The sequence below is a fragment of the Prosthecobacter sp. Pr1 genome, from assembly GCF_057652315.1.
In genome coordinates this window covers 350,107-367,222 of record NZ_JBYFBS010000003.1, presented here as the reverse complement: position 1 = coordinate 367,222, position 17,116 = coordinate 350,107, and the positions used below count along the sequence as shown (strand labels likewise).

General features: G+C 60.6%; 11 protein-coding genes. 4 read left to right on the top strand and 7 right to left on the bottom strand.

What is annotated here, in order from left to right:
- Positions 1 to 6 precede the first annotated feature (6 nt).
- Entirely contained in the window at positions 7 to 1,350 is a 1,344-nt protein-coding gene (locus tag AC24GY_RS06830; protein ID WP_487681435.1) for a hypothetical protein, read from the bottom strand.
- 31 nt (positions 1,351 to 1,381) lie between these two features.
- Entirely contained in the window at positions 1,382 to 1,636 is a 255-nt protein-coding gene (locus tag AC24GY_RS06825) for a ferredoxin (protein ID WP_487681433.1), read from the bottom strand.
- 83 nt (positions 1,637 to 1,719) lie between these two features.
- Between AC24GY_RS06825 and AC24GY_RS06820 the strand changes: the two genes are divergently transcribed.
- A complete protein-coding gene (locus AC24GY_RS06820; protein WP_487681431.1) occupies positions 1,720 to 2,634 on the top strand; it encodes a LysR family transcriptional regulator in 915 nt (304 codons plus the stop codon).
- Here the strand turns inward: AC24GY_RS06820 and AC24GY_RS06815 are convergent.
- A complete protein-coding gene (locus tag AC24GY_RS06815; RefSeq protein WP_487681430.1) occupies positions 2,631 to 4,064 on the bottom strand; it encodes a DUF1501 domain-containing protein in 1,434 nt (477 codons plus the stop codon). The genes AC24GY_RS06820 and AC24GY_RS06815 overlap by 4 nt on opposite strands.
- Before the next feature lie 123 nt (positions 4,065 to 4,187).
- Between AC24GY_RS06815 and AC24GY_RS06810 the strand changes: the two genes are divergently transcribed.
- From AC24GY_RS06810 to AC24GY_RS06800, 3 genes are all read left to right on the top strand, one after another.
- Positions 4,188 to 5,774: an MFS transporter gene (locus tag AC24GY_RS06810; RefSeq protein WP_487681428.1), complete on the top strand. Its 1,587-nt coding sequence runs from the start codon at positions 4,188 to 4,190 to the stop codon at positions 5,772 to 5,774.
- A 152-nt stretch (positions 5,775 to 5,926) separates the two neighbouring features.
- Positions 5,927 to 7,702 (top strand): YHYH protein, encoded by a 1,776-nt coding sequence (locus AC24GY_RS06805; protein ID WP_487681426.1) that lies wholly within the window; start codon positions 5,927 to 5,929, stop codon positions 7,700 to 7,702.
- 101 nt (positions 7,703 to 7,803) lie between these two features.
- Positions 7,804 to 9,531 (top strand): MbnP family protein, encoded by a 1,728-nt coding sequence (locus AC24GY_RS06800; RefSeq protein ID WP_487681424.1) that lies wholly within the window; start codon positions 7,804 to 7,806, stop codon positions 9,529 to 9,531.
- Between the two features lie 11 nt (positions 9,532 to 9,542).
- On the opposite strand, the gene AC24GY_RS06795 is transcribed toward AC24GY_RS06800, so the two are convergent.
- The 4 genes from AC24GY_RS06795 to AC24GY_RS06780 form a co-directional block, all read right to left on the bottom strand.
- Entirely contained in the window at positions 9,543 to 11,192 is a 1,650-nt protein-coding gene (locus AC24GY_RS06795) for an L-lactate permease (RefSeq protein ID WP_487681422.1), read from the bottom strand.
- Between the two features lie 282 nt (positions 11,193 to 11,474).
- The gene (locus AC24GY_RS06790) at positions 11,475 to 14,408 is read right to left on the bottom strand and encodes a DUF1553 domain-containing protein (RefSeq protein WP_487681420.1); all 2,934 of its coding nucleotides are present in this window, start codon (positions 14,406 to 14,408) and stop codon (positions 11,475 to 11,477) included.
- A gap of 54 nt (positions 14,409 to 14,462) precedes the next feature.
- A complete protein-coding gene (locus AC24GY_RS06785; RefSeq protein ID WP_487681418.1) occupies positions 14,463 to 15,095 on the bottom strand; it encodes a response regulator in 633 nt (210 codons plus the stop codon).
- Entirely contained in the window at positions 15,095 to 16,975 is a 1,881-nt protein-coding gene (locus AC24GY_RS06780) for a histidine kinase (RefSeq protein WP_487681416.1), read from the bottom strand. The genes AC24GY_RS06785 and AC24GY_RS06780 overlap by 1 nt, the downstream gene beginning before the upstream one ends.
- Positions 16,976 to 17,116: the final 141 nt, after the last annotated feature.

The following is a 17,116-nucleotide window of genomic DNA, read 5'->3' as shown; positions in this document are numbered from 1 at the left end:
AACCTGTCACTTCGTACGGAGCAGCTCGACAATCGTCTCCCGCATCACCTTTTCTGACTCCGGCGCCGCAAAGGCCTGCGTCGGCTCATAGCCTCCTTCGGCGAAGGATTTTTCCAGCGGGATGTACCCCGGCCCGCCGTCCCCATAACTCGCCGTGGCGACAAATCCGCCGGGCCGCTGCTGCTGCGCAAAAAGCTGATACTCGATGAAAGTCTCGCCCGGCAGGTGCAGGAGGCACACGTCATCTCCAAGATGCAGGCTCGTAAACTGAATCGGTACACCCGCAGCACTCTGGCGGGCAAAGCCCACACGAAACGCGGCACTGATGCGCGTCGAGGCCACAGCCATCGCGTTCTCACACACCTTCAGCATGCGCTCTTCCGGAAACTCGGGATTCGCTTTCAGCACCACGGGACGCGCGCGCCATTCGATCTTCGTCAGAGGCACGCGTTTCATCTGCTGCTCGGACTTCACCATCGCCGCATGAATGTTCTCCCCCAGTCTCGCCCGGGCCTCCTTGCTGGCGTCATTGTATTTGCCTGCCCCGATGTTGCCGCCACAGCCGGTGAAATACAGATGCGGCACACCATCATCCTGCGTGCGCCGCTCACGTGCAGTGCCCACGAAGTCATACGTCACCATGCCATCGCCATAGTAGCTCATGGGATGCGTCGCGTAGTAGTGCAGCACCGCCAGCTTCTTCTCGCCGTTCCAAAAGCTGATCGTCTTCAGCAGCGGATCGACCACCCCTTCCGGCAGTTCCCGCAGCGCCGCATCCTTGGTCGAGCTCAGCCGCATCTTCGCCACCTTCCCATCGTCGCCCATGATGCGGCGATTCGAGGCCACATGCTCCACCGCCGCCTCGCCATGCGCCATGTGCGTCACCGGCTCAGCCTTCTTCAGCGCCGCCTCAAGGCTCGCCGCAACGCCCTTCAACGCCCGCTCGGCCCATTCAATGTCAATCACACTCGGCGGCGAAGCAAAACCCGCCAGCAACCGGTGCGCCGCCGCATCGCCAATCGGCGCATTGTGCTGATGCAGACTCTGCACCGCCACGCGCTCCGGCGTCGTCCCCGCCGCCTGCGCCAGCACCTCCCTCCAGTGCACATGATCCCCCGCGCGAATCTCACACCAGTCCACCGCACACAGCACCACCGGCTTGTCATCACTCAAAATCACCACCCCCAACGCCAGCAACGGCTCACTCACCCCCACCACCGGCTTCACCAGCCCACCACACAACGGCGCACCGACAGGTGGTGTGACATCGGCACGGAACGTTGCGAGTCGCAGTGGTTCGCCGAAGGCCGGGAGCGCCAGCAATGAAAGGAGAATGAGGAGCTTGTGCATGACGTCATTACGGAGTGTGAGATGCAAGCTCTCAAACAGATCCTGTATTTCGTAACTGAATGATCTGCCCAATGGATTCGGTGGGGCAGCCCTCCAGTGCTTCCACGCAGAGTTGTATCTCTGAATCTGTCACGGGCTGACGGAAAACAATGCTTTGGCCGATGTCATCATCGCGGCGGAAAAAATCCGGCGCGTGGTCGCGGCAAAGGTCACAGTCGATGCAGGTATTATCGACGTAAAAACGGCCAGGGGCGTTTTGAGGGAGACGGTCTTCAATGTTGGGCATGGATAAGGCGGGGTTGTCCGCGCCCAGCCCTTCGCACATCGAAACAATTGCGTGAAATGCATTAAATATAGGTATTATTGCATATGATGCAACAATACCTGGCCAGAAAACCCTTCGACCTCTACGCCCTGCACCTCTTTCACCTCGTCGTGAAGCACCGCAGTTTCACGCGAGCCGCACGCGAGGCCGGTCTGTCGCAAAGCGCACTCACGCGGCAGATGCAGTCTCTGGAGGAGCGCCTCGGCCTGGCACTGATCAACCGCACCACACGGTCTGTCGAAATCACCGAAGCCGGGCTCTTCCTCGCTGCTGAAGCCGCACGCCTCATTGGCGGTGTTGCCTCGGCGCTGGACGGATTGCAGGCAGAGTTTGGCTCCATCCGTCCCGAAGTTCGTGTCAGCGTTTCGCGCACCCTGGCGATGGCCCATATGCCCGGTCTCTTTCATGCCAATCACCAGCGACATCCCGAAGTCGTATGCCGCGTCAGCTACAACACCAGCACTTCCATCCTCACTGCATTGGATGCTGGCGAGATTGACGTCGGCGTCATCTGCCCGCCCTCACCTCTGCCAGACTCCATCAAGGTCACCCATCGTTTCAAAGACGCCTTTGAATTGATCGCGCCTGCCACCATGGCAGCCAAAGCACCCGTCAAAGGAGCCGAACGGCTACGGCTCTGGATGTCACAGCAACCCTGGCTTCTCATCGACTCAAGCACACAAACCGGCAAAAACCTCCGTCGTTGGATGAAACGCCAGCACCTCGACCTCCAGCCCACGATGGAGCTGGACAGCTTCGACCTCATCATCAATCTCGTCGCCTCCGGCTTTGGCCTCGCCTTCGTCCCTCGTCGGGCTCTCGCTCTCTATCGGAGAAAAGAATCCATCGTCACCCTACCCTTCCCCGAACGCTTTGAGCGCGATGTCGTTGCAGTGACAAGGAAGCACCGAAAGCAACCCCAGCACGTGCAGCGCTTCGTGGATAACATCCTGTTTTAGCCCACCAGCCCCCGGATTACCTGACCATGTACATCCGTCAGCCGCCGATCAATGCCATTGTGCCGGACAGTGAGCTGCGTGTGATCAATGCCCAATAGGTGCATCATCGTGGCATGGATGTCGTAGCAGGTGGTAGGGTTCGCGCGATCCAGTGGCTTGTACCCCCACTGGTCACTCTCACCAGCAGTGACGCCGCCCTGGATCCCACCGCCGCAGAGCCAGTTGGTAAACACATAAGGATTGTGATCGCGGCCTTTACCGCCCTGCGTGCTGGGCATGCGGCCAAACTCCGTGGTCCAAAGAATGATCGTGTCATCGAGCAAACCACGCTGTTTCAAATCAAGAATCAGCGCTGACACCGCCTTCGCCATGCCCCAGGCGAGCGGGCCGTGGTCGCGCTCCACATCTTCGTGGCTGTCCCAGTTGCGGCGGGGAAAGCCATTGTCATTGCCGCTCCAGATTTGCACAAAGCGCACGCCGCGCTCCAGCAGACGGCGCGCGGCCAGGCACTTGCGGCCCATGTAGTCGGCCTCTTCTTCGGGATTGATTTCCGTGGGCCAGACTTTGCGATGCTCCTGAATGCCGTACATCGCCTTCATCGCGTCAGACTCTTTCGAGATATCCAAAGCCTCCGGCGCAGCGAGCTGCATCTTCGCGGCAAGTTCATAGCTCTGAATGCGGCTTTCCAGACGCGAGTCTTCCGGATGCGCGGCCATGTGTTTGCGATTGAGCTGCTCCAGCAGCGCAAATCCCTCGCGGTCGGCCTTCGCACTGATGTAGCGCCCGGCCTTGTGCGGAAACAGATCCGCGATGGGCGTCTCCGCACCGGGATAAATGATCGTCCCCGCATGCTGCGAGGGCAAAAACGCGCTGTCCCAGTTCTTCGGCCCGTTTGAGGCGAATCCGCGATGATCCGGCAGCACGACAAACGTCGGCAGATTGTCGCTGATGGAGCCCAGCGCGTAGCTCACCCAGCAGCCCACACCCGGAAAGCCCGGCAGATTGAATCCCGTGGCCTGCAGCAGCGTGCCCTGCGAATGCACCCCTGTCTTGCCCACCATGTTGTGCACAAAGGCCATGTCATCCGCACAAGCACCGAGTGGCGCCACGGCCTCACTCAACATCCGACCGCTCTGGCCATAGGGTTTGAAGTCCCACACCGGTTTCTTCCATGGCCCGAGCCCGTTTTGAAACGCCTCCACCTTCTCGCCAAAGTCAGCGTCTTCACCGTGGTGCTTGATCAGCGCCGGCTTGTAATCAAAGAGGTCAATGTGGCTCGCCGCTCCGCCCATGAAGAGCTGCACCACGCGCTTCGCCTTGGGCACCACCACCTGGGATCGGTGCGCAGTCTCCGCGCTGGCCATCGAATGAAACGCGAGCGCGCCGAAGCCTTGTCCGGCGGTTTGCAGAAGCTGGCGGCGGGTAAACATGACAAGACAGTAGGCAATCATACGCGGCTGGCCAGCAGTCCCTTGTCACGCATTCGCGCCAGCCCCTGCGGGAAGCGAATTGCACAGTCGCACGGCCCTCCAAAATCGTTATGCTACATACACATGTCAGCCTGGTCCCCGCTCCGCAATCCTGTCTATCGTGCCATGTGGCTGGGCAGCATTGGCTCAAACATCGGCACCACGATGAATGACACTGCGGCGGTCTGGACCATGACCACGATGACGAGTTCGCCCTACCTCGTGTCCTTGATGCAGACGATGTCGAGCCTGCCGCTCTTCCTGCTGGCCCTGCCCGCCGGAGCACTGGCAGATCTGGTGGACCGGCGGCGCTTGATCCTGATCGCGCAAACCGGTGCCCTGCTCACCGCCGCCGGCATGGCGCTTCTGGCATGGTACGGCGCTCTCACGCAGACCCTGCTCCTTCTCGCCACCTTTCAGCTCGGCGTCGCCGCAGCCTTCACCATGCCCGCCTGGCAGGCACTGATCCCGGAAGTCGTGGGCCGCGAACAACTCTCTCCCGCCATTGCTCTCAATGGGGTGGGCTTCAACATCGCCCGCTCACTCGGCCCCATCCTCGGCGGCCTGCTGCTCGCGGCACTTGGCCCGGCACCCGTGTTTGCGCTCAATGCCCTGTCCTTTGTCGCGGTGATCGGGGTGATGTGCACCGGCAACTACATCGCCACTCCACGCAGCGCCCAGCAGGAGCAGATGCTCGGTGCCATGGCCGCCGCCATCCGCTACGCGCGCCATGCACGCTCCATGCAGGCCGTCCTCTGCCGTGGCGGCATTCACATGTTTGCCGCTGTGGCTCCGGTGGTGCTGCTGCCCATCATCGTGCATTCACGCCAATGGGCCGCAGCAGATTTCGGCATCCTCATGGGCTGCTACGGCGGCGGTGCCATCCTCATGGCCCTGGTGTGGCTGCCCAAACTACGCGAGCGCTTTTCGTTCGATCATGTGCTGTTCGGAGCCAGCGTGGTCTCCGCAGCAATGACCGGCATCCTCGCTTTGGTGCCTGGAAAGATCGCCATGGGTCTCGTCCTCATGGTCACAGGGGCGGCGTGGATCAGCGGCATGAACACCTTCAGCGTCGCCTCCCAAAGTGTGTTCCCCAATTGGGTGCGCGCCCGCAGCTCCGCCATTTATCTGGTCGTGATGCAGGGCGCCTTTGCCATCGGTGCCCTGACCTGGGGACAGCTCACCAGCCACTTCAATGCACCCATCACTCTTGGGATAGCCGCAGGCTGCCTTCTCATCAGCGCTCTGCTCGCACGTCTGCTGCCCATCAGTCACGTGGAAAAACTGGACCTCTCTCCTTCCGGCCACATGCTGCCTCACAGCGCGATGACCACCGAACCCGCCCCCAGCGACGGCCCGGTCCTCATCACCATCGAATATCACATCGATCCCAAAGAAGCTCCCGCATTCCGCGCCGCCATGCTTCATCTGCGCGAGGTCCGCCTGCGCGACGGTGCATTCCGTTGCTCCCTCTTCGCAGACTTGGAAGATCCCACCCACTACCGTGAAACCTTCCTCGTCGGCTCCTGGGCCGAGCACCTCCGGCAGCACGAGCGCGCCACCATGGAGGACCAGCGCACCGAGCTCGCCGTGCAGAGCTTTCATCGCGGTGCCGAACCACCCCGCGTGCGGCACCTGCTCATGGTCAATCTGCGCGATGTGAAACCCTGACCCTGCGACAGGATTGCCGAGGACGGGCCATCTACTGCGGCCAACCCCAACACCGTCCGGCGCATGCAAAAAAATAAACGCAAATTCATCTCATCCGGGAGTTGGGGTTCATGTCGGAGGTCTTTGATTGAGCAATCAACTCCTCCCCGACCATGACAACGCGCCTTGTTTCACTCCTGCTGCTCGCCGCCACCACGGCGCATGCAGATCCGCAGCTCTCCTCTTGGTACACGGCCGACTCGGGGCAGTACGCCCGTCTTTACCAGGACACCAGCGCCGAAAGCGCCGGCACAAAGTCCACCACCTGGAGCCGGGGTTCCGGCACGCAAAGCAGCCCCACCTACGCGGGGGTGAGCGAGATCCTCTATTCCACCTCCTGGGTGTACATCCGTACCACCGGCCTGGCCAGCCACATGATGGGGCCGTGGTATTTGGATTCGTCGAAGACGCAGAACTTTCCCAACTTCCCCTCCAACACGGCCACGATCTACCGCATCCCGCGCACGCCGGTGATTCCCGTCACCAAGACGAGCACGGGTTTCGGCGCCACGGGCCGCGCGGTCAATGGCGTGTCCATTTTCGACAGCCGGGACGCCTTTTCCTATGTGAATGCGAGCGCGACAGACGCCACACCGATCAACGGACTCACCGGAGACGGGATCTGGAACCGCGACGGCTGGGCCAACGAAGGAGTGACGTTTGATCCGGCGCTCGCGCATCAGGCGGGCAACAACTACCACTACCACGCGCAACCCATCGGCCTGCGCTATCAGCTTGGCGATCACGTGGACTACAACGCCGCCACCAACCGCTACGTGGAAAGCGCTGCGGCAGTCACGAAGCACTCGCCCATTCTCGCCTGGGCGGCGGACGGACTGCCCATCTACGGGCCCTATGGCTACTCTGATCCGACCAATGCCGCCAGCGGTGTGCGCCGCATGATCTCCGGCTTCACGCTGCGGGACGGCACCAACGGCACGACCGCCATCGCTGTCCGGCAGGTGCTGCCGCTTTGGGCGCAACGCATCCAAAACAAGACCACGCTGACGAGCGCACAATATGGGCCAGCCGTGAACACCACCTACGCGCTGGGGCACTACATTGAAGATTTCGACTACCGCGGAGACCTGGGCCAGACGCAGACGACCGGATCGACGGTACGCGACTTTGACCTGAACGAGCAGAACGTGCGCTACTGCGTGACACCGGAATATCCCTCCGGCACCTGGGCGTACTTCACGCCGATCAATGCCGACGGTACACCCCAGTATCCCTACACCACAGGCCGCCAGTATTACGGCAGCCCCACCGGCGGCGGAGTCACCAGCATCACGGAGACGGTCACGACTAGCTGGAGCGGCGGTCCGAACAAAACCGATGTGCTGAATGCGCCAGCCGTGGGCGGCAGCGATGTCACGATCACCTGGAGCGGCATCGAGGGTGGCAGCTACACGGTAGAGGCCAGCACTGACCTCAGCACTTGGTCGAACGTGGCAGCCGGCACGCTGAGCGGTGATGATCAAGGGCAGACCGTGGACACGGGTGGTGCCGGAAACAGCAGCCGCTTTTACCGGATCACCCGCGCTGCGGCGCTCGCTAGCTTTGACAGCACGGGCTTTGATTACACCACGAGCACGACGGGCAATGGCACTGCGAATGCTCCCGGCGGCACAGTGACGCGAGGCACCACGGTCACCGTGACCATCACGCTGCCCACCACGCCGCCACAGCCGCCAGCCAATCTCATTCCCACCAGCGTGACCCTGGCGGGAAGCATCAGCGGCACCAGCATCTCACGCCCGGCGCAGGGAACGGTAACTGCCACTTTTGTGATCCCTGCCAACGCTTCGACGGGCGCGCAAGACATCGTGGTCACCTTCAATCCCAACCCGAAATACACGATGACAGGTGCGCTGACGATCAACTAACCTGCGCTTCAGGAGGCTGGGGGAGAAGGCGGGCAGTTCTCACAACCCGTCAGTGCAAAAACTGATTTCATGCCGCAGCATTCCACTCTCTCATCTCCGCCATGCAGTTTCGCATCCATTTTTGCGCCTTGTTTGCCCTCGTGCACGTCGCGGCGGCCAGCACGCTGCATCTCACCCTCATGCCGATGGCGGAGAAAGCGCCTCTGCTGCTCGATTCCCTGCGTTACAGCACGCAGGCGGGTGAAACCTTCTCGGTCACGCGCTGCAGTTTTCTGCTCAGCGGCTTTGCCTTGCAAAAAGCGGACGGTACGTGGTGGGAGGCACCGGGTCACATCGCGTGGATCGATGCCGAAAAACGCCGGTTCGACACCGCGCTGGAAAACATCCCTGCGGGCAAATACCAGGCGCTGCGCCTCCACCTGGGCCTGGATGCGAAAACCAATGCCGCCTCTCCCGCACAGTACGCGCCCGATCATCCGCTCAACCCCAACTTGAACGGCCTGCACTGGAGCTGGCAGGGCGGTTACATCTTTCTCGCGCTCGAAGGCAGCTTCCGTGTCCCCGGGCAGGCCCTCGGCGGCTTCTCCTATCACCTCGCGCGTGATCCCAACCGCACCGCACTCACCTTTACCGGCGATTTCAATCTCACCGCCGATGCCAGCGCCGCGTTCACCTTCGACCTCCACACGTTGTTAAGCGGCCCACAGCCGCTCTCCTTCGTCAAAGACGGCCTCTCCACCCACTCGCACGCAGGAGATCCCGTCGTGGCCGCGCTCAAGGCCAATCTGCCTGCGGCATTCAAGCTTCAGCACATTACGAGCAGCATCCCCGACATAGCGCGGCCCTCGCCCATCAAGCCTCTCTACCTTCCGCAAAAGCCCGTGGCCTATCGCTTCACCCTGAGCCGCTACTTTCCCATCCCGCCGCTGCCACGGGACAATCCGTTGCTGGAAGAACGCGTCGCGCTCGGCGAGCGTCTGTTCAACGACACCGCCTTCTCGCGCGATGGCACGCTCTCCTGCGCGAGCTGCCACACACGCACCAGTGCTTTCACCGATTCGCGTCGTTTCAGCACCGGCGTCGAAGACCGAATCGGCACCCGCAATGCCATGCCGCTCTTCAATCTCGCCTGGAAGACCAGCTTCTTCTGGGATGGCCGCGCACCCTCGCTGCGCGCCCAGGCACTCATGCCCGTGCAGGATCATCTCGAAATGGATGAGAAGCTCGAAAACGTCGTCGCCAAGTTGGAGAAGACATCCAAGGAGCAGTTCGCCCGCGCCTTCGACAGCACCGAGATCACGCCCGAACGCATCGGCCTCGCCATTGAGAACTATCTCCTGACCCTCACTTCTTTCGACTCCAAATTCGATCGCAGCATGCAGGGGAAGGAGCAGCTCACCGATGAAGAGAAACGGGGCTTCGAACTCTTCATGACCGAATACGAACCGCGCATGGGGCAGCGCGGCGCCGACTGCTTCCACTGCCACGGCGGCCCGCTCTTCACCGACCATCAGTTTCACAACAACGGCCTCAGCCCCGTCGAATCAGACACGGGCCGCCACCGCGTCACGCAGAATGACCGGGATCTTTACAAGTTCTCAACGCCCAGCCTGCGCAACATCGCCCTCACCGCGCCCTACATGCATGACGGCCGCTTCCAGACGCTCGAAGAAGTCATCGCCCACTACGATCACAATCTCCGCCGCACCGACACGCTGGATCCCAACCTCGCCAAACATCCGCCGACCGGCATCCGCCTCAGCGCGGCGGACAAGGCCGCGCTCGTCGCCTTTTTGAAGACGCTCACGGATGAAAAGTTCACGAAGTAGCCGGACACTCCTTACCTGGCACCAGCCACCGTCCACGGCATCCAGTAGGCCTGCACCATCACCAGTACGCCCATGAGAATGGCCAGCGCAATGCTGTGCCAGAACACACTTCGCAGCACCGTGCCCGCATCCGGACTGTCCGGCTGGCCACCCGTCGCGACCGAGGCTACCACGATGCTCTGCGCATCGATCATCTTGCCCATCACTCCACCGGAGCTGTTCGATGCGACCATCAGCGACGGCGATAAATGCAACTGCTGCGCGGTCACCTGCTGAAGATTGCCAAAGAGCACATTGGATGATGTGTCGCTGCCCGTGAGCGCGACCCCCAGCCAGCCGATCAGCGGCGAGAAAAATGGAAACAGCACGCCCGTTCCCGCCAGCATCAGCCCCATCGTCGTATCGGTGCCCGAATAGCGTGTGGTATAACCCAGCGCCAGCATGAGCGAGATGGTCAGCATCGAAGTCCGCACGCGCCACAGGCAGCGCAGATAAATCCTCACCAGTGACACGAGACTTCTGCCAAGAAGCATTCCAGCGGTGAGACCTGCCAGCAGCAATGCGGTGCCCGTGGCGGACAGGTAGTTAAAGGTGAAGTTCGCTTTTTCAGGCTCTGGACTCTTCGCGACTGGCGGCATTTTCTGCACAGCCAGATGCAACGGCGAGATAGGAATGATCGGTGCCTGCCAGGTGCTGACTGCCTTGGTGCCGGGTTTATAACCATTGAGCATCTCCTTGGCGAACGGCGTTGTCCAGAATCCCACAAACAAGGAAAGTGCGACCCACGGTATCCAGGCGCGGAACGGACGTTCGATCTTCTCCTTCGGCCCCTGCCTCTCCTCAGCTGTGCTCGGTTTCCAGAAACGCAGCAGAAGCACCATCGAAGCCAGCGAGACCAGTCCCGCAGCGATATCCACCAGCCAGGGCCCGTGAAAATTTGAAACCAAAAACTGCACCAGCCCAAAGCTGCCACCGCACACCAGGCACGCAGGCCAGACCTCCACCATGCCCCGCCAGCCCACCTGCGCCACCACCAGCCAGAACGGAACGATGAACGAGAAAATCGTGAGGTGCAGCCCCACAATGGAGCTCAGCACATGTACATCCAGACCGGTCACATCCGCCAGTGTTGTGAGCGGAATCCCCAGCGACCCAAACGCCACCGGCGCTGTGTTCCCAATGAGCGCAAGCTTGGCCGCTTCAAGCGGTTTGAAACCCAGGCCGATCAGCATCGCTCCCGTGATCGCCACCGGAGCGCCAAACCCAGCGCATCCTTCAATGAACGCACCAAAGGCAAAAGCAATCAGCAGCGCCTGAATGCGGCGATCCCCCGCCAGCCCGGCAATCTGCTTCTTCAAAGACTCAAACTGCCCGGTCTCGACCGAGATCTGATAAATAAAAATCGCGTTCACCACGATCCACCCGATGGGGAACAAACCAAACACCGCCCCCAGACCGCTCGCCGTGAGTGCCAGCTGGGCCGGCATCTGAAACACCGTGACCGCGATCACCAGCGCCACCACCAGTCCCGCGAACGCTGCAATGTGCGCCCGCACATGCCAGAAGGCCAGCAGCCCCAGCAGCACCACCACAGGCACCGCCGCAATGCAGGAAGAGAGAACAAGATTGCCGAGTGGATCGTAGTTTTGAGACCAGGTCATGAATTTAAGGGATGTGCATCACGCAGCATCTGCACCGTATGTTTCACTTCCATGCACAATTCAACCGCCAGCGCGTGCCGTCACTCCTAGACCGGTTCTCAAAAAGATTGTCATTTTGATCCGGCGAGCGCAGCGGCCCCAGTGGCAAGGAGAGTGCGCCGCCTGCTATTTGGAAATAACAGGCAAGCGCACGACGCAGCCAATGGGGCCTCTCCGCCGCCCGGGCAATGTGACAAGATTTTTGAGAGTCGGTCTAAAAGTGGCATGGCGGATTTTTGCCGCTCAGTCCACAAAACTGAATTCATTCAGGTTCAAGATCACGCGGCAGGTGTTCTCCAAACCTTCGTGCTTCGCATACTCGAGCAGCGGCGCGACTTCATCGTTGGTCGGACTGCGTGAAAGCGCCAGCACAAAGGCATGCCGAATCTGAGCCTCAAGCCCTTGCGCTTCCCGCGTCACACGCCCCGCAAAATGCTTCGCCATGGCGACGACAAGACCGTTGTTCATCATGGCCAGCGCTTGCAGCGGGCTGAGCGATTCATTGCGCTTCTCCACGCGCATCGACGGATCGGCACAGTCAAGCGTGGTCATGAAGGGCTGCTGCTGTGAACGCACAATGAAGCGATAGATGCTTCGCCGCCAGGATTTCGGATCTTCAGGGTCATGCAGCTGATACTCGTAATGCGGACTGTGCTGCGGCTTCTCAATGACGAAGTCCTGAAAGCTCGGCCCGCCCATGCTGAGGTCCAGCCTGCCGCTCACGGCGAGGATGGAATCACGAATTGATTCCGCATCCAGCTTGCGACGGTTTTGATGGGAGAGGAAGACGTTGTTCGCATCCGCCGGCTCAGCCTTGTCTGACGACTGCCGGTACGTGTCACTCATCACGATCAGTTTGTGCAGGCGCTTCAAGCTGCCACCGAGATCATCACGAAAAGTAACTGCCAGCCAGTCCAGCAGTTCAGGATGACTCGGCCTGCCACCCATGCGCCCAAAGTCATTCGCAGTATCGACCAGCCCCCGCCCAAAATGATGCTGCCACACTCGGTTCACGATGCTGCGCCACGTGAGCACATTGTTCTTGTCGGTGATCCATTTCGCCAGAGCAGCGCGGCGGGCGGATTCGCTCTCACCAGCAAGATGATACTCATCATGAAAAGCTTCGCTGAGCGCCACAATGCTCTGCGGCCCCACTTCTTTCGCCGGCTGTTTGATGTCACCGCGCTTCAGCACCTGAATCACCCGCGGCTTCCCGCCTTCGTTACCGGTGCCTTTGAAGCTCCCCGTACCCGTATGAATGGCACCCGCATACACCTTGCCCGGTTTCGGCAGCTTCGCGATCTCCGCTTCAATGACCCCGCGCTGCTTGCGTGCATCGTTGAGCTGCTTGCATGTCGCGGCATCCGCTTGGGCGAGCATGAGTGCATCGCGCTCTTTGATGAGTCGCTGCTTGTCCTCCTGCGTGCGTACCTCGGGCGCGATGCCGTCCGTGAGATTCTCTTTCTGCCAGCGCGGCGCGGCCTCGATGCTGTCGAGCGCCGTCACAGGCCGCCCGGCGGCGAGGTTCGGCCCGTTTTTATCTGCAAAGACCTCCATCTCGGACAGCGCGAAAATGTAGTCATTCTTGCGCTCCGCCAGCTTCACCGCCGTGACGCGCACATAGCGACCGATGGCGCCGTCATCACCCGCCGTGCCCGTTTCAAAGGGGGTGAGGCCGGGATTCTTGAAGTCATTCATGAACGTCGCGTCGTGCTTGCGCCAGATAAGCGTCACTCCAGTTTTGAAAGCAGGATCATCACTCGCCTCGACCTTGAAACGCACCGGAAAACCAAAGCCACCGCCGATGCCCCCGAAGTCATCGTAGCAGGGCTTCAACACGATGCGCTGAATCTCCACGCTCTTGCCAAGATCCACCTGCACCCACTTCACCGTGTTTTGATCCATCGCGATGGCGCTGTGATACCCAAAATCCGGTTTCACATTCGGGTTCGTGCTGGACGCCTTGTCGGCAGCTCCGTCGATGCGTTTGCTGAGTGCCGTGTAAGCTTCCCCCGCCTTCTGTTTCAGCGGCTCCTCCAGCGCCTTGATGCTGGCAGCCATTTTCTTCTTCTGCTGCTCCAAATCCACGAACCGCTGCATCGAAGCGTCATCAGGATAGTAGTTCACCTCCGTGCGGTCGATGGCAGCAAACACGGCCTGCAATGAATAATAGTCCTCCTGCGAGATGGGATCGAACTTGTGGTAGTGGCATTGCGCGCAGCCGACAGTGAGCGAGCAAAAGGCACCCATCGTATTTTGCACCATGTCATCACGGTCCAGATGCCGCGCGATCTTGCCATCCAGCTTCGACTCAGGCACCTCCGCATGCCCGATGTAATCCCAAGGCCCGGCGGCGATGAACCCCAGCGCCGTGATGCCATCCGTGCTGCCGGGATGCAGCACATCCCCCGCGATCTGCTCCTCAATGAAGCGCGCATAGGGCTTGTCGTTGTTAAGCGCACGAATGACGTAGTCACGGTACGGCCAGGCGTTCATACGCGGCTTGTCCTTGTCATAGCCGTGCGTTTCTCCGTAGTGCACAAGGTCCAGCCAATGCCGTGCCCAGCGCTCGCCATAGCGCGGTGAGGCCAGCAGATCATCCACCAGCTTTTCATACGGCAGTAACACATAGCGCTCGATCTCCACGGGAGAAGGCGGCAGACCAGTGAGATCAAAGTACAAGCGGCGGATCAGCGTTCGTGCGTCTGCCTGTTCCGCGGGCTTGAGGCCATGCTCCGCGAGCTTCGCACGAATAAAGCCATCAATGTTTCCATCCCTTTTCGCCAGCGGCTTAAAGCTCCACCAGTCCAGGCGGTCCTCCACCTTGGCCACATCCACACCCTCCGGCCACACGGCCCCTTCATCAATCCAGCGTTTCAACACACCCACCTCCGCGCTGCTGAGCTTTGCCTTCGGCGGCATCGCGATCTTCTCATCCGCGCCGCTCACGAAACGAAACAGCGGGCTCTCCAAGCTTTTGCCCGGCACAATGTTCGGCGCATGATCCTCGCCACCAGTTAGAGCGCTTGCCTTGATGTCGAGCCTGTAGTCGTTCTTCTGTTTTTTCGCGCCATGGCACTCATAGCAGTGCTTTTCGAAAATGGGCCTCACCTCACGGACAAAATCGACCGCGAAGGCAGGCACGGCGGCGAAGATGATGAGAGCAAGGAGGCGCATGGATCATTCATACGACGCTCAAGCGGCCTTTTCATGCCACGCGAGCGCGGGACATCATACCAACCCTTCCTTCAGCGCCTTGGCCACGGCTCCCGTGCGCGTATTTACCGCCAGTTTCTCGTAGATGCGTCGAAGGTAAGTATCGACCGTGTGGACACTGAGCGTAAGCCTGTCGGCGATCTCTTTTTTGATGAGTCCGGTGGTCATGAGCTGTAAGATCTCCTTCTCCCGTTCGCTCAAGCCATAATCGTTCTGCTTCGGGGCGAACTTGGAAAACATCTCAAGCACCCGACGGGCGATGCGCGGATTCATCGGCGATCCGCCGGCAAGCGCGTCCCGTACCGCCTGGGTGATGTCGGCACCGCTGCTGGTCTTGAGCAGGTATCCGGCGGCTCCGGCACAGATGGCCTGGAAGACTTTTTCATCGTCCTCGAAGACGGTGAGGATGACGACCAGTGTCTTGGGGGCACGCTCTTTGATCAGGCGAATGCCCTCAAGACCACTCATGCCTGGCAGCCCAACATCGAGGAGGATCAAATCGGGCGCTTCTGGCTTGGCGAGCGCGGCGAGGAGCTTTTCACAGGAGTCGAAGTCGTGTGAGCATTTCAGGTCAGCCTCGGCATTCAAGACACGCACCAACGTGCGCCGAAAGGCAGCATGGTCTTCAACGATCCAAAGCGTGTTCATCAGAAATCGGCCTCCAAAGTGATGCAGGTGCCGCTGCCGGGCCTGCTGGTGATCTGCAAAGTTCCACCGAGGACTGTGGCGCGGTGTTGAAGATTGGCGAGGCCATTGCCGGCGGTGATGGCGGCGACGTCAAAGCCGCAGCCATTGTCTTCGATAAGTAGATGAAAGTGTTTTGCCTTCCAATGCACTTCGATGCGCACCTGCGCAGCATGCGCGTGACGGGCGATGTTGTGCGCGGCTTCGCGGAAGAGGAGGAAGACCTGCCTGTGGAATTCAAGTGAGGCAGTAGCTAAATTGCCTTCTGTTGCCTCAATTTGCCAGTCGATGTCTTTCAACAACGCACCGGCACTTTGCCGCATGGCTTCGACGAGGCTGGACAGAGGCGGTGCATCGCCCTCACGAACGAGCCAGATGATGCCGCGCATGGATTCGGCGGCTTCACCGGCGAGGCGATGGATTTCTTCGAGGGACTCGGATGCGGAGCCATCGTGCAAGGCCAGCTCGGACATGAGGCGGATGCTGCCGAGGTGGCTGCCAATCTCGTCGTGGAGATCGCGGGAAATGCGGTGGCGCAGGGATTCCATTTCGCGACGGCGGGATCGGCGTGACCGCATGACTAGCAGCCAGGTGGTGAGGATTGCAAGACAAACTACGGCACCAGCCAACCATGCCGCGCGTGTTTTTGCGATGGCATGCGCTGCGTTGCGCTGAGTTTCCAAGACGGCGAGTTCATTGGTGATCTGGCGGCGTTGGGAGAGATCGGCGAGCCATGAGGCTTCATCGAGGAGAACGCCGGAGCTGCTGCGGCCATCGATCAGGCCTGAACGACTCCAGGAGGGGGTGATGGTGTCGTCGGAACTTGTGATGACGGCCTCACGGACGATGTTTTTTCCTGCGTCGAAGGCCTGTAGTTCTGCAAGCGCATACACAAAGTCGCCGCTGCGTTCCCAGAGTTGCGTGGCGGTGCAACGGAGGGTCTGGGCGCACAGGCCGGGGCACGGAAAGGCAACGGGGGTGTCTCCAGGATTGGGGAAGTCGGCGGTGGTGCTGTCGAAGATCGTTTTGCCATCAGCTTCTACTTTGAAGCGGCGGGGGAAACCGAACCCGAAGCGTTCGGGGTAGTCGCGGGGGTGGGCGGGGATGAGGCAGATTTCCTGGATGGCATGCGGTGCGCCCAGATCTGCCTGCACCCATTTGGTGGTTTCGGCGGTGGTGGAGATGCCGCTGTGCCAGCCGTTGCCGTTGATTTCATCAGGATGCACTGGTAGACCCAGTGCGTAAGCGCCATCGACGAGATGACGGGGGGACCAGGTGGGGAGGGTTTCGACGGAATTGGGGGCCAGCACCTGGGCATGGAGGGCGACGTTGCGGCCGCCGCTGAAGACCAGGAGTTCGCCGAGGCAGAAGATGAAGCGCTTGGTTTGGTGGGGTTGGGCGGCGAGTTTGGTGGCGGTGAAGCGGATGTGTTGCGCTCTGATGCCTTTTTTTGCCACTTGCCATGGGGCAAGGGATGGAAGGGCATCGCCGGACGTTTGGTCCAAAAGTGTGTCGGATTCCGCAAAAAGAGGGTCGTTGGAGGCATCGATGCGGAAGCGGCGGGGGAAGCCGTAGGCTTCCGCCACGCCAAGCATGGCGGGGATGACGACGACCTCATCCAATGAGTATTCGGCGCCGAGATCGATTTGAACCCAGCGGATAGAGTCGGCGTGGGGTGCAAGGCCGCTGTGGAATCCGGCGTGCTCTTGAGGTTGGGGTGGGGGAAGAGCGGGGAGTGCTGCCAGCTTTGCATGAAGTTCATGCTGGCGGTGATCCAGGCTGAAGAGCTGTGGATTCAGCCATGTCCAGGGGATTGCGGCAAAGATGAGCAGGGCTGGTTTCAAAGGGTGAACCATTCCTGACAATGTGACGAGTGCAACCCACGCGAAGGCGGGACATGGGAGCTCAGAGTATTTTGAATTTTTTAGTGAGGGGTTAGTCCATGCTAGCGACGCCTGCAGGTCGTCCCCTCACCCCGGCCCTCT

Bases quoted from the DNA above. Each gene is read 5' to 3' on its own strand.
- AC24GY_RS06790 (WP_487681420.1), bottom strand. From the start codon at position 14,408: ATGCGCCTCCTTGCTCTCATCATCTTCGCCGCCGTGCCTGCCTTCGCG.
- AC24GY_RS06810 (WP_487681428.1), top strand. From the start codon at position 4,188: ATGTCAGCCTGGTCCCCGCTCCGCAATCCTGTCTATCGTGCCATGTGG.
- AC24GY_RS06805 (WP_487681426.1), top strand. From the start codon at position 5,927: ATGACAACGCGCCTTGTTTCACTCCTGCTGCTCGCCGCCACCACGGCG.
- AC24GY_RS06825 (WP_487681433.1), bottom strand. From the start codon at position 1,636: ATGCCCAACATTGAAGACCGTCTCCCTCAAAACGCCCCTGGCCGTTTT.
- AC24GY_RS06785 (WP_487681418.1), bottom strand. From the start codon at position 15,095: ATGAACACGCTTTGGATCGTTGAAGACCATGCTGCCTTTCGGCGCACG.
- AC24GY_RS06815 (WP_487681430.1), bottom strand. From the start codon at position 4,064: ATGTTTACCCGCCGCCAGCTTCTGCAAACCGCCGGACAAGGCTTCGGC.
- AC24GY_RS06795 (WP_487681422.1), bottom strand. From the start codon at position 11,192: ATGACCTGGTCTCAAAACTACGATCCACTCGGCAATCTTGTTCTCTCT.
- AC24GY_RS06800 (WP_487681424.1), top strand. From the start codon at position 7,804: ATGCAGTTTCGCATCCATTTTTGCGCCTTGTTTGCCCTCGTGCACGTC.
- AC24GY_RS06830 (WP_487681435.1), bottom strand. From the start codon at position 1,350: ATGCACAAGCTCCTCATTCTCCTTTCATTGCTGGCGCTCCCGGCCTTC.
- AC24GY_RS06820 (WP_487681431.1), top strand. From the start codon at position 1,720: ATGATGCAACAATACCTGGCCAGAAAACCCTTCGACCTCTACGCCCTG.